The 12053-nt window shown below is 62.7% G+C and carries 12 protein-coding genes; 5 read left to right on the top strand and 7 right to left on the bottom strand.

Annotated elements, in window-relative coordinates; genetic code table 11:
- Positions 1-8: 8 nt before the first annotated feature.
- Together EYD00_RS25165 and EYD00_RS25160 are read left to right on the top strand one after the other, a co-directional pair.
- Positions 9-263, top strand: coding sequence for a FitA-like ribbon-helix-helix domain-containing protein (locus tag EYD00_RS25165; protein ID WP_006699039.1), 255 nt, complete (start codon positions 9-11; stop codon positions 261-263).
- Positions 260-679, top strand: a complete 420-nt coding sequence (locus EYD00_RS25160) for a type II toxin-antitoxin system VapC family toxin (RefSeq protein WP_006699040.1) — start codon at positions 260-262, stop codon at positions 677-679. The genes EYD00_RS25165 and EYD00_RS25160 overlap by 4 nt, the downstream gene beginning before the upstream one ends.
- Before the next feature lie 439 nt (positions 680-1118).
- Here the strand turns inward: EYD00_RS25160 and EYD00_RS25155 are convergent, their stop codons facing one another.
- The 7 genes from EYD00_RS25155 to EYD00_RS25125 all read right to left on the bottom strand — a co-directional run bounded on the left by EYD00_RS25155 (position 1119) and on the right by EYD00_RS25125 (position 8526).
- A complete protein-coding gene (locus EYD00_RS25155) occupies positions 1119-2060 on the bottom strand; it encodes a DUF2493 domain-containing protein (protein WP_034499705.1) in 942 nt (313 codons plus the stop codon).
- A 329-nt stretch (positions 2061-2389) separates the two neighbouring features.
- Complete coding sequence (locus EYD00_RS25150) at positions 2390-3427, bottom strand: DUF7146 domain-containing protein (RefSeq protein ID WP_034499702.1); 1038 nt, start codon at positions 3425-3427, stop codon at positions 2390-2392.
- A 12-nt stretch (positions 3428-3439) separates the two neighbouring features.
- Positions 3440-3892, bottom strand: a complete 453-nt coding sequence (locus tag EYD00_RS25145) for a hypothetical protein (RefSeq protein WP_131258966.1) — start codon at positions 3890-3892, stop codon at positions 3440-3442.
- Between the two features lie 127 nt (positions 3893-4019).
- Complete coding sequence (locus EYD00_RS25140; protein ID WP_034499700.1) at positions 4020-4274, bottom strand: DUF6117 family protein; 255 nt, start codon at positions 4272-4274, stop codon at positions 4020-4022.
- A gap of 106 nt (positions 4275-4380) precedes the next feature.
- Positions 4381-5571 (bottom strand): hypothetical protein, encoded by a 1191-nt coding sequence (locus EYD00_RS25135; protein ID WP_034499698.1) that lies wholly within the window; start codon positions 5569-5571, stop codon positions 4381-4383.
- Positions 5572-5645: 74 nt separating this feature from the next.
- Positions 5646-6302, bottom strand: a complete 657-nt coding sequence (locus EYD00_RS25130; RefSeq protein WP_034499696.1) for a hypothetical protein — start codon at positions 6300-6302, stop codon at positions 5646-5648.
- 103 nt (positions 6303-6405) lie between these two features.
- Positions 6406-8526, bottom strand: a complete 2121-nt coding sequence (locus tag EYD00_RS25125; protein WP_034499694.1) for a ParB/RepB/Spo0J family partition protein — start codon at positions 8524-8526, stop codon at positions 6406-6408.
- Positions 8527-8840: 314 nt separating this feature from the next.
- Here EYD00_RS25125 and EYD00_RS25120 point away from each other — a divergent pair, with 314 nt between their 5' ends.
- The 3 genes from EYD00_RS25120 (at position 8841) to EYD00_RS25110 (ending at position 11675) form a co-directional block, all read left to right on the top strand.
- Positions 8841-9656: a helix-turn-helix domain-containing protein gene (locus EYD00_RS25120; RefSeq protein WP_034499691.1), complete on the top strand. Its 816-nt coding sequence runs from the start codon at positions 8841-8843 to the stop codon at positions 9654-9656.
- Positions 9657-9762: 106 nt separating this feature from the next.
- Positions 9763-10449: a YbhB/YbcL family Raf kinase inhibitor-like protein gene (locus EYD00_RS25115; protein WP_034499689.1), complete on the top strand. Its 687-nt coding sequence runs from the start codon at positions 9763-9765 to the stop codon at positions 10447-10449.
- Positions 10446-11675: an MFS transporter gene (locus EYD00_RS25110; RefSeq protein WP_034499684.1), complete on the top strand. Its 1230-nt coding sequence runs from the start codon at positions 10446-10448 to the stop codon at positions 11673-11675. The genes EYD00_RS25115 and EYD00_RS25110 overlap by 4 nt, the downstream gene beginning before the upstream one ends.
- The last annotated feature ends 378 nt before the right edge of the window (positions 11676-12053 follow it).

Genomic DNA, 12053 nt, shown 5'->3' with positions numbered 1-12053 from the left:
GTGCTATCATGCCCGCCGTAACAATCCGAAACATACCCGAGGAAACGCATCGCGCCATCAAGATCCGTGCGGCACAGCATGGCCGCAGCGCCGAGGCCGAAATGCGCGACATTCTGGAAATGGCCGTTCGGCCTGCAACCCGTCTCCGTCTCGGCACGGCACTCGCCGAGGCCAGTCGTCGCATCGGCCTCACCAACGAGGACGTCGATGCCCTTGAGCAGACCTTTGATCGCACGCCAGCCCATCCCATGAGCTTCGAATGATTCTGCTAGACACCAATGTCGTCTCGGAGACGATGAAGCCTTTTCCGAGCCAAATGGTACAGCGCTGGCTCGACGAGCAAGCTGCCGAGACCCTCCATCTTTCGAGTATCACGATCGCGGAGGCCATGTTCGGCATCCGCACCATGCCCGATGGTCAGCGCAAGCAGAGGCTCGCGGAGGCTCTCGATGTCTGGATCGGCCTGTTCGAGGGACGAATTTTGCCCTTCGATCTCGATGCCGCCAAACACTATGCCAATCTCGGATCTTCGGCCCGTGCATCGGGGAAGGGATTCCCGACACCCGACGGCTACATTGCGGCCATCGCTGCATCTAAGGGCTTCGCAGTCGCGACCCGTGACGCCAGCGCGTTTCATGCCGCCGGTCTTGAAGTCATCGATCCCTGGACGGCCGAGTGAGGGCGACCCCTCACCGGCAAGTGCGATGATCCGAGCATAGTCGATGTTGCCGGCGGTATACGTCTGAAGCGTCGCCTCGTCTTACTTTGTGCGTTCGATTGAAAAGAGGTTTCGGCGTTGCCGTGTGGGCCGCGCTTTCGGCTTCAACCGCTAATGGTGGCGACAACCGATCGACGTGCCGCGATCCTGCCTCCGCCCGTCCTCAAAGCGAGCCGATCAACATCATCGCAATCGCCCTGCGGGGGGCCGAGCCAACCAAGGCGCGGTAACAATCACGACAAGCGCCCCGCAGTTCCTTCCGATAGGAGGCGGATCGCCCCGACTTTGGTCCCGCTGAGGATGATGGCTGGCGAAGCGAGACCCCGGACGGAGGCGTGGGTCGGGCGCGCCTGCACGCCTGCGACCCACCTTGGAGATGCTTGCGTTTTGACACAGGCTATCAGGCGCCGTCTCCTGAAGCCTGCCAGACCGGGATGCCGAGCTGGCGTGCCTTGTCGGCGAGATTGCCGGTGATGCCGTTTCCGGGAAAGACGATCAATCCGGCGGGCATGACTGAAAGCATCTCGTCATTGCGCCGGAAGGGCGCAGCCTTGGCATGTTTGGTCCAGTTGGGCTTGAAGGTAATCTGCGTCACTTGGCGCGCCTCCGCCCAGCAGGCGGCGATGCGTTCAGCGCCTTTCGGCGAGCCGCCGTGCAAGAGCACCATGTCGGGATGCTTAGCATGCGCCTGATCGAGCTTGGCCCAGATGCGCTCATGATCGTTGTAGTCCATACCGCCGGCGAATGCGATCTTGGTTCCGGCAGGGATCAGCACCTCGGTTTCGGCGCGGCGTCGGGCGGAGAGGAAGTCCCGGCTGTCGATCATCGCCGCCGTCATGTTGGCGTGGTTGACCTTGGAGCCGCTGCGCGGCCGCCAGGACGATCCGGTCTGCGCCTCGTACAGGTCGGCACTGAAGTCGCGCATGAACTCGAAGCTGTTGCGGCGTTCCAGGAGCGTGATGCCTTCGGCGATGAGGCGTTCGAGTTCGACGCTCTTCACCTCCGAGCCGTCCTGCTCGCGCTGGCCGGTGCGTTGCGCCTCTTCGTTACGATCGAGTTCGCGCTGGATCCGTTCGCCGGCGCGATGGAAGAGATTGGGGATCGACCAGAAAAGGTCTTCGAGATCGGGCTCCAGGCGGGTGTCGCCGAGCATTTCTGCGAGGGCGTCGAAGAGCGTGGTGATCGATGAGCGGACTTGGGGCTCCTCCGGCAATGGCCGCGGATCGGGTTCGTCCTGGAAGGGGCGATAGCCGAAGACCTGCATCTCGTAGATGAAGCGGTCGGTCGGGGAGGATGTATGGTGGGGCTCGAAGGTGTCTTCGGGGTGAAGGATCAGGTCCATGGTGGTCTCCATCGGTTTGGGGCCGCGCCTCTCGCGGCCTGACGGCGAACCCGATCACGCGGGCCGAGGCCGGAACCGCAAGCGAAGTGCCGCGGCCCAGCGAAGCGCCGGGCGGCGGAGGGAGGGTTTCTTGATCCGCGAGGAATGACGGACCGCGCCTGCGGTCTGGCAGGGGAAGAAACCCGACCGACCCGCTGAAGGCCCGGAGGCCCGCGTGGTAAGGGTCGCCTCTCGGCAGGCCCGCGGGCGCGCGCCCATCCCGAATAAGGCCAATGGATTGCGCCTCGCCAGTGCCGCGGCCGGGCCCTCCCCCAACCTCGTCCCCGACGTCAGGCTGGAAGAAAAGCCATCGCGTCTTCCGGGACGAGTTGTGCCCTGAGGTTTGCCGTCAACCGGTCCGGGCCCAGCCAGCGAAGATCTTCATTGAAGTCGCCGAGCTCCGGCGACAGCACCAGTGGCAGGATCCCGCACTCCTGCGCCCGGCGGCTCATGCCCTCGATCCCATGCCGGCCGGCGGCATCCGCGTCTGCGGCGATATAGATGCGCCGGCATCCGGGCGGGAAACGGAAGGCGGCAAGGTGGTTGGCCGTGAGCGCCGCCACTATCGGCATGCCGGGCATCACGTGTGCGAGCGACAGCATTGTTTCGATGCCCTCGCCTGCAGCCATGACCGGGACAGGTGCATTGACCGGAAAGCAGAAACGGACGCCATTCCCGAGGAGCCCGCCAAGTGCGCGCCGCGGATCGTCGACCTTCGCCTTGCCGGCGCCGTCAGGATCGAGCCAGCTGCGATGCACACCGGTGATCGCGCCGGCAGAGTCGGTCACGGCGGCAATCAGGGCCGGATAGCTGGTCGTGCGACCACTCACGAGATCACGATAGTAGCAGGACGGATGGAAGCGCAGCGCCGCATGCGTCGATGCCCGTAAGATGCCGCGCCCGCGCAGATAGGTGTCGGCAAGCGTGCCCGCCAGGGGCTGCGTCATCCGGAACAGCCGCTGTGCCTGCACGCCCGTGCGCCGTTCCACCGGGGCGAAATCATAAGCATCGGTCCCGCGAGAGGACACCGGCTCTGGTCGAGGCAGGCTGAGGAAATGACGCGCCTCGTCTGCAACGTCCCGGAAGTCGACGAGACCGCAAGTCTCCCGGATCAGATCGAGCAGATCACCGAACTGGCCTGTCGCCGCGTCGGTCCAGCGGCCGGCGCGCGGGCCGACGAGGTGCACATAGAGCGACCGGCCCTTTCTGTTGCTAACATCGCCAACGAGCCAGTAGTTGCCGGCACGACGGCCAGCGGAGAGATAGTGCCGGCAGACCGCCTCCGCGTCCCGCGCGAGACGGCCCGCCAGATCCGACGCGGAGTGCATGGCAGACCTCCATCATGACCGGTGTGCGACATCGACAAGGTAATGACGATCATTCAGCTTCGACAGGATCGCCGTGCCCTCACCTGCGACAGGCACAAAGGAACGGAGCTTCCAACTGATCATCTCCTCGGATCGGCGCGTGTGGGTCGGCGAGAGCCGGGCCGCCTTCATCAGCATCGCACGCGCCGATTGAGGCGACTGGACCCGGGAGGTGATTGAGCGGGATAGAAACAAGACCTGGGCGACCTCTGTTGGTTTATAGGCATCCTTCCGGAGCCAGCGGCCTTCGGCGTCGCTGCCGCCGAAAACCTCCGTCATGACCTGTCTCAGGTCGGCGGTGGCGATGCCTTTACCTTGCTCCAGCGACCTGATCTGTTCGGCACCATGAATAAGTGCCCCGGCGCTGGTTCTGGCCATAGGACGCGGAGAGGTGGAAACGTTTTGAGGATGCGAAATGATATTCATAAGGGGGACGCTCCAGGAGTGAGGAAAGAACTGCAAGGTCCGGTGTCCTGCCGACTAGGTCGGAGGCCACATCTGGGCGGCCGTGGAAGGGTCGGGGATCGGCAGGTTGAACCGCCGGCGATCGCGCCTAGCACGGCGGGTTTACGATGAAGCCAGCGGGATTCTCTCGATCCGGCGGCAGGTAGGCGTCGTAAGGATTGCCGTCGGCCAGATGACCAAACGGCGTGAAGAAAAATTCGCCGTTACTGCGGCCGACGCCGCAGAGCACGTAACGCGGCTCGCGTGTAGTGGCATCGAGGCATTCCATGAGAGCAAGATTACCATCGGACGCGGCGCGCAGCAGCGTGTCGAAGTTTGTGCGGGCATGATCGGGGATAGCCATTGGGTGCACCAGACAAAATGAGGCCCGGCGCTTGACCGGGCTCTGTGATGACGATGACGGGATTTGCCGACGCGGCCGGGTTCTGAGCCCGGTACGTTTGAACGTGTCAGGAGGCGCTCTCCAGCAGCTTCTTGGCCTTTCCTTCGAGCTCGAGACGCGTGTCCTGATTGGTCTTGGTGCGCGCCAGTGCGGTGATCCCCTGTACGAAATCGAAGATCGATTCCGGCGGCCTCCCCTCTTCCGACAAGACCATCTCAATCACCTTGCCGGTCTCGCCTTTCGAGAAGCCGCGCCGACGCAGGATGCTCTCACGGTCGTCATCCTTGCGCGCGACGATCCTTTCGCGTGCCGCCTTGATGCCGGCGATGAACGGAGCGGGCGACGAATTGGCAAAGCGGGTCAGCGCGGGTGCTGCTTCATGCGCAAAACGCTGGGCGGCGAACTTCGAATGGCGGATAGTGATCTCCTCAAAATTCTCAGTGCCCCAGAGGTTCCTGTTGGCGCAGACCGCCCGCAGATAAAAGGAGGCGATGCCGAGTGTCTTCGAGCCTACCTCCGAGTTCCAGGCATAGAAGCCGCGAAAATAGAGGTCGGGCTCACCGTTGGGCAATCGCCCGGCTTCGATCGGATGGGTGTCGTCGACGAGGAACAGGAAGACATCGCGGTCGCTGGCATAAAGCGTCGTCGTATCTTTGGTGATGTCGACGAAGGGATTGTGGCTCATCGTCGCCCAGTCCAGGACGCCCGGCACTTTCCACATCGTGTCGCCGGTCCCATTGCCGGCGATCTTCATCACCGCCGAGACCAGTTCGTGATCCCAGATGCGGCCGTATTCGGGTCCCGTCACCGCGCGCAGTTCGAGCCGGCCATCGTCCATCTCGAGCGTTTTTACCAGCTCGGCACGGTGATTGAGCAGGCCGTGCTGCAGGTTGATCGCGGCAAGAGGCGCGGGGAGTTGCCGCATGTAGCTCGACGGTGCACCGACCAGGCTGCAGAGCTGACCGTAGCTCCAGTGGGTCGGTGCGATCGGCTGGCGCTGACCTGGAACGAGAAGTTCAAGCCGCTCCGCATTGTCGCGCGTAGCCTCGACGCGGATCGCGGCGCTTTCGATCGTTCGGGCATGGGCGCGGTCAGCGCGGGACCGGACCGTGTCGTAGAGATCGTTCAGCGACAGGAAGCGTTCGTCATCAGGGCGCGAAAACCATTCGGACGAAACGCGGCCAATCCGTTCGCCGCGGGAGATATCGACTTTGAAACCGGAGGAAGCTGGCTGGTTAGTGGATGCGAGGGAATTCATTTGGGTTGTCTCCATAAGATGAAACCCGGCGCGGTGGCCGGGCGAGGTTGAGGGATTCTGGGGAAGAAGATGAATTAATCGGACGTAAGCCGGCGATGCGCCGAACGGATCGCCGAGAGCGCTGCCTGAAATTCGGCGCTTCCGACCGCGTCGGAAAAATCCATCGTGGCGGCGATGGAACGGCATGCGGCGTGGACCTCGTCGTCGGTCACCGCCTCGGGCGATAGTGCTTTGAAACTCGGATCTATTTCGAGCACGGCGGCGATTGCGTCGCGTACACCAGCCTCTTGCAGCCTGACCAGGACGTGGGAAGGCTTTGGTAGGTCGACCGGCTCTTCGGGATCGGGTTCTCCGGCGAGAATGGCTTCTCCTCGGGCAATCGCCCAGGCCGATCGGGCGAGCCAATCGGGCAATGGCGGCCGGGCCGAACTGATGTCATCCAACAACATCTTCAACAGTCCGAGCAGGATCTCGAAATGACGGGCCCGGCGCTGGACAGGTTCGTCGAATTGCTGCGGGATCTGGAGCGGAGGACCCCCATAGGCAGCAAGTTTGCTGTCCCAGATGCCGGTGATATGAACTGGACCGGAGGAGTCGAAGTCCATCGCGGCGATGTCCCAGCTGTCGTCGTCGATGGCGGCGCGGCAGGCGGCCTCCGGCGTGTCAGCCGCGTAGGTGCGATGCCGGAAGACCGACAGGTGATAGGTGGTTTCGATTGTGAAGTCAGGCATAGGTGCCTCCTGAAACAGGAAACCCCGGCGCGGTGGCCGGGCTGTTTGAAAGAAGACCCGACCGCAAAAGCGATCGGGTCAGGTTGATGGGACGCTTGTGACGCTATTCGGCCGCCGCGAAATGCTCGCCGTCGATCCCAATCTCGGTATCGCCGGTGTCATCGCCCGATGTTTCCGGCTGGTCGAGCAGGAAAGCCGGCAGGTCCTGAGCTTCCCCAGTCTCAGCATGATCGGAACCGACGGTCTCTCTGAGGGCATCGCTTTCGCTGATGCCGTCATCACTCGTCATGCGAAGCGGTTCCGGTAACCAGCCGCAACCTGTCATCAGTCGTTCGGCCTCGCGGGCCATGTCGGTCTTCTTGAGATGGCCGATCAACTCCGCCGCCTGGTCACCTTTGGCTTCTCGGACCGCCTGGAGGATCCGCGCCTTCGTGACGCGGCCGAGATAGTTGTCGACGGTCGGTGTCCAGCCGGCTTCCACCAAATCGAAGCCGATCGAGTTGGCCAGCTGCTCGGCATGGGCGATCGCCCGGGTCCGCTTGTTCCAGGGTTCGATGACCGCATTGACCGACAATGAAGCGCAATGGGCAAACAATGCCTGCCGGCTGACCTCGTCGAGCCTGATCAGAAAATTCCAGAGATCATTCGGATCCTTGGGAAGATCCTGGCCCCAGCCTTCGTGCCGCTGCTCGATCTCTTTCGCCCAGACCGTATCGCCGAGGCCGGGCGTCTGGGAGAAGCGAGCGCTCTGCAGCGTCACCTCCAGGCATGAATCCGAGCCGTAGACATAGAAGGTCTTCAGGACGAAGGCATGCAGGACCGCAATGAAGGCGATGACAGGATCGTTCGCCAGCGCATTGCGCAAGGCCACCGTGCGCGCCGCTGTCAGATCGAGAACCAGGCGATCAGGAAGCGGTTTAACCGTTTGGTCTTCGTCGTCCGGTTGCGTCTCCTCCCCACCGGCGGCCCCGGTTGCCGGAACACTGCTGGCATAATCGCCACTATCGCCGACATCAGCCGAGGGATCGGCTGCATCCTTCGGTTCGTCCTCGGGCCGCACGAAGCCTCGCTCGATGTTGAGCTCGCCACCGACGCCGAGCGAGACGAAGAGACCGCCGCGGGCGACCTCCTCCGGATCGAACACATATGGGCGGTCGTTGAGCCGGTCGAGCTCCGCGCCGAGCTCCTCCAGCTTCTGTTCGGTCGCTTCCGAGTACTCATCTGCTTCCGAATATTCTGCGTCGAGCTTATCGTATTCGGCACGGGTGGCGTCATAGTGGGCCAAGTCCGCCTCGGTCATCTCGGCCTGCTCTCCGTAGAAGCGGCGAAGGCCGGACGTGTGGCCGTAGGGAAAGTCGAAGGCGGCTTCAACCCATTTCCAGCCTTCGCTCACGCGGATCGCCTCGGCGTCGGCCTTCAGCTTTTCCATCACGAGCTGCTCGAGCAGCGCCGGATCCTGCAGCCAGCCGCCCTGATCCTGGTCGAACAGATCACGCATGGTCACACCGCCCGCGGCCTCGTAAGCTTCGATGCCGACATAAACTGCGCGGCGGTCGCTGGCGCGGATCGCGGTCTCCGTCAGTAGTCGGCGGATATAATAAGGTTCACGGCTATGGGAGCGGGAGACCGTATCCCAGACCTGCTCCTGGCGAACATGGTCGTTGGTGATCGAGAAGGCCATGATCTGTTCGAGAGTCATCTCGTCCTCGGCATAAAGATCGAGAAGCCGCGACGAGACGGAGGCCAGCCGCAGGCGCTGCTTGACGGTGGCAACCGAAACGAAGAAGCGCGCCGCGATTTCTTCCTCACCGAGCCCCTGCTCACGCAAGGTCTGGAAGGCGCGGAATTGATCGAGCGGATGAAGGCTGACGCGCTGGACGTTTTCGGCGAGGGAGTCCTCGACTTCAAGGGTCTCGCCTTTGCTGACGATGCAAGGGACACCGGCAGTTTTGGCCAGACGCTTCTGCGCCACAAGACGCTCGAGGGCGCGGTACCGGCGCCCGCCAGCCGGGATCCGGTAGATGCCGGTTTCGTTGCCATCGCCGTCGAGTTCGGGGCGGACGTTGAGGCTGGTGAGCAGCCCGCGATGGGCGATGTCTTCGGCAAGGTCCTCGATCGAGATGCCCGCCTTGATCTTGCGGACATTTTGCTGACTGAGCACCAGCTTGTTGAAGGGAATATCCCGGGCTGCGCTGAGGGTGATTTTCTGGGTGGCTTGTGCCATATCAGTTTCTCCATGGCGGACCGGCCGGAACCATCTCCAGCCTCCTAACCCGCCACAAATCCCGCTTCCCTCCTCTCCCTCTATGCCGCCCGCCTGGAGCTCGCCGTACCTCACGCTCATCACCTGACTGATAAGGCCGTTTTACCCCGACTTCCCGGAACTGTCTGGGCGCCGGCGAGAATTCATGGTCGATGAGCTCATTCAGTCCGTCGATAATATCAGCGGGCCGAACCGACAGGACGCCTTGCGGACTTGGCACCGCCGCCCGGGTGGTCCAGACTGTTCCGGCAAACAAATAGCAGGAAGCCGTTGCAGTGCCCGAGGCTCATCACGACATGTTGGAAAAGCTGCGCCGCCTGGCGGCGAAGGATCGCCGTCCGACCGTCGCGTCCGACGGGATCGGCAGCTATTCCACGCTTTTTACCTTTGTCACGCGCGAACGCGAACGCATCGCCGGCTCGGCCTTTTCACAGGTTTCGATCGTCGCCATCCTGGAAGGGTCAAAGGAAGTCGTGAGCATGGGACGGCAGCGACGCTTTTCGGCCGGCACGGCCCTCGTGCTGCCAGCCGGTTGGTGCGGCGATGTCGTCAATGATCCCGATCCGCAGACTGGTGTCTATCGGGCGATCTTCATCGCCTTCCCAAACGAGTTGACACGGCGGGCAGCGAAGGCTTTTCCACCTTGCCGGATCGCTTGCCAGACAGAGTTGACGCTCGACCCGTTACTGGCCGCAGCCATCAACCACGCCGGCCAGGGCATCGCCAACGGCAATGTGCCGGTCCCTCTGCTCGAGCACCGCCTTCTCGAAATCTTGATGGTGCTCGCGGTACGCGGCGCCCTGCCCGGTTTGCCGGAAACGACCGCCGAGGCGGTGCGAGCGCTGGTGCGCTGGCAGCCGGATCGCGCCTGGACCGCCGATCTGATCGCCGGGGAGCTCGGCACGAGCAACGCCACGCTGCGTCGTCGCCTGTCACGCGAGGGTGCTTCCCTGCGAGATGTTGTGGCGAGCGAACGGGTGGGCCTCGCAAAGACCCTCCTTGCAGAAGACGGGCTGTCGCTGCGGGAAGCCGCGCTCGCCACAGGCTATCGCTCGCCGCGCCGCTTCACGGACCGGCTTCGCAGCGCGTGAGCGTTTGCCGCTCCATATTGAGCGTTTTCGTGCACCGCCAGCCGGTACGACTTTGTTAGACCATGCCCTCGCAGCTCACCGGAGCGAACCGCGAAAGGGCAACATTATGAAACCCATGCTTATACTTGTGAACGTCACCGTCGTCGCAGCAATCATCGCCACACCGGCCCTTTCGGCCGATCTCAAGGTGACGTTTTCAAAGAGCAATGGCCCGACGCTGTCGCCGGAAAATGCCTCCTGCATTTCGACATCATCCAGCAAGTCAGTACCCGGCCCCAACAAGAGCCTTGCCGTCTCCTGGTCGAAGGGCCCCAGGGGCACGCGATCCTATGCGCTGACGATGGTCGACCCGGACGCACCCGCTGATTTCTCGCTGTTCAACAGGGCGGATAAAATCATCCCGGAGGATTTCAGGAGGATGGAATTCGTTCACTGGGTGCTGGCCGATATTCCTCCATCGCGCACGAGCCTTGGTGAAGGCACGGACGGAAACGGTCCGTCCGCCAATGGCCTGCCGCTGGAGCGCGCGGCCCATGGGCGGCGCGGGCAGAACGGCACCGGCGGCGGCAACCTGGAGGATGGACCACATGGTGGTTATGTGGGCCCGTGCCCGCCGTGGAACGACGAGCGTGTCCACAGCTACCACGTTACGGTCTATGCGCTCGATGTCGACCGGCTGAACCTTCCCGATCTCTTCACCCGCGCCGATCTCATCGCTGCCGCGAAGGAGCATATCTTGGCATCAGGCAGCAGGGACCTGTTTTACACATTGAATGCAAAGGCTGGGAAATGACCGGGACGAGATGGGATGCCGAAGCGCGGGCCGAGCCGGAAACCGCGCATTGGATGCGAAACCTGATTGTTTGCCTTGTTGGCTCGTTCACGACGATCGTGGCGATGACGCTCCTCCTCCCCTTCCTGCCGCTCTATGTCGAGGAGCTCGGCGTCAGCGACAAGGCCGCGAACGTGCAGTGGTCGGGCATCGCCTATGGCGCCACCTTCTTTGCCGCCGCGTTCGTAGCGCCGCTCTGGGGACGGCTTGGCGATATTTATGGCCGAAAGCTGATGCTGATCCGCGCCAGCCTCGGCATGACAGTTGCCATCTCGCTAATGGGCATGGCGGGCAATGTCTGGCAGCTGGTGGCGCTACGCCTTTTCACAGGCCTTGCCGGCGGCTATGCGTCGGGATCGATGGTGCTGGTGGCGGCGCAAACGCCGAAGCATCGCTCCGCCTGGGCGCTGGGCACGCTATCCGCCGGCATCATGGCCGGCAATCTCGTCGGACCGCTGATCGGCGGCGCGCTGCCACCTGTAATCGGCATTCGCGGCACTTTCCTCCTGGCCGGCGGCGTGATCTTCCTGACCTTCCTTGGGACGGCTTTCCTGATCAAGGAGGAGAAGTCCACGGCTCGGAAGAAATCCGAGAAGGCTAGCGGCAGCTGGGCCTCCATTCCTGACAAGCGTCCGGTCATCGCCATGCTGTCGCTCGGCCTCTTGCTGATGCTGGCCAATATGTCGATCGAGCCGATCATCACCGTCTATGTCGCGCAGTTTGTAGCCGACGCCGATGTGACGATGGTTTCGGGCGTCGTGATGGCGGCTGCGGCACTTGGCAGCATCCTGTCGTCCTCATGGCTCGGCAAGCTTGCCGACCGCATCGGCTACTGGAGGGTCATCATGGTGGCGCTTGCCGTCGCGGCGCTCTTGTTGGTACCGCAGGCTTTCGTGAACTCGGCCTGGCAATTGATCGGCTTGCGCTTCCTGATGGGTGTAGCGCTCGGCGGCCTTCTGCCCTGCATCACCGCGGTGATCAGGCACAACGTTCCAGACGCAGCGACGGGCAGGATTCTCGGACTCTCGATCTCTTCGCAATATGTCGGCCAGGTGGCTGGCCCGGTCCTTGGCGGGTTTATCGGGGGCCATATCGGCATGCGCGCCGTGTTTCTCGGAACCTGTATCCTGTTAGCCACCGGCGCGATCTTTTGCTGGTGGATCGGCGCGAAGGAGGACGCCGCGTGACGCCCCTGTGTTCGGCTTTGGAAGCCTCAGGGAACCCTCCGGTTTTTTTAATGCCGACACGTTCAAGGGACATAACGTCATGACTTTGCTCAGTTGGCAGCAATGCGCCTAGCGAGACGCCGTTGGAGGCGAGGAGGTTCGGCGCATCAAGAACGTCCGAGGGCAGTCGCTCGTAGCTTTGCTTGTTTAGATCAATACGCTTCACCTGCGTTGTCCACAATGGCTCCTGACTTACATCGAGAAAGACAGGAGGCCTGGAATTCAGCCTGAAATCGGAGGCAATCCTCATTCCGCCACCGACAATGGGTAGTGAGCAAAGCAGGAGGAAGGAGCCGACGATAACGTTTCGCATGCGTCGCTTCACGGAAAACATCGAGA

Origin of the sequence: Agrobacterium sp. 33MFTa1.1 (assembly GCF_004328495.1) — a bacterium.
In the GTDB taxonomy this organism is placed as follows: domain Bacteria; phylum Pseudomonadota; class Alphaproteobacteria; order Rhizobiales; family Rhizobiaceae; genus Agrobacterium; species Agrobacterium pusense.
Note: the sequence above shows the minus strand (reverse complement) of the source record. Positions and strands in the feature narration are given on the sequence as shown.

What these genes read in the sequence shown, in the direction of transcription:
- EYD00_RS25165 (WP_006699039.1), top strand. Translation starts at nt 9, where the DNA reads ATGCCCGCCGTAACAATCCGAAACATACCCGAGGAAACGCATCGCGCC.
- EYD00_RS25160 (WP_006699040.1), top strand. Translation starts at nt 260, where the DNA reads ATGATTCTGCTAGACACCAATGTCGTCTCGGAGACGATGAAGCCTTTT.
- EYD00_RS25155 (WP_034499705.1), bottom strand. Translation starts at nt 2,060, where the DNA reads ATGGACCTGATCCTTCACCCCGAAGACACCTTCGAGCCCCACCATACA.
- EYD00_RS25150 (WP_034499702.1), bottom strand. Translation starts at nt 3,427, where the DNA reads ATGCACTCCGCGTCGGATCTGGCGGGCCGTCTCGCGCGGGACGCGGAG.
- EYD00_RS25145 (WP_131258966.1), bottom strand. Translation starts at nt 3,892, where the DNA reads ATGAATATCATTTCGCATCCTCAAAACGTTTCCACCTCTCCGCGTCCT.
- EYD00_RS25140 (WP_034499700.1), bottom strand. Translation starts at nt 4,274, where the DNA reads ATGGCTATCCCCGATCATGCCCGCACAAACTTCGACACGCTGCTGCGC.
- EYD00_RS25135 (WP_034499698.1), bottom strand. Translation starts at nt 5,571, where the DNA reads ATGAATTCCCTCGCATCCACTAACCAGCCAGCTTCCTCCGGTTTCAAA.
- EYD00_RS25130 (WP_034499696.1), bottom strand. Translation starts at nt 6,302, where the DNA reads ATGCCTGACTTCACAATCGAAACCACCTATCACCTGTCGGTCTTCCGG.
- EYD00_RS25125 (WP_034499694.1), bottom strand. Translation starts at nt 8,526, where the DNA reads ATGGCACAAGCCACCCAGAAAATCACCCTCAGCGCAGCCCGGGATATT.
- EYD00_RS25115 (WP_034499689.1), top strand. Translation starts at nt 9,763, where the DNA reads ATGAAACCCATGCTTATACTTGTGAACGTCACCGTCGTCGCAGCAATC.
- EYD00_RS25110 (WP_034499684.1), top strand. Translation starts at nt 10,446, where the DNA reads ATGACCGGGACGAGATGGGATGCCGAAGCGCGGGCCGAGCCGGAAACC.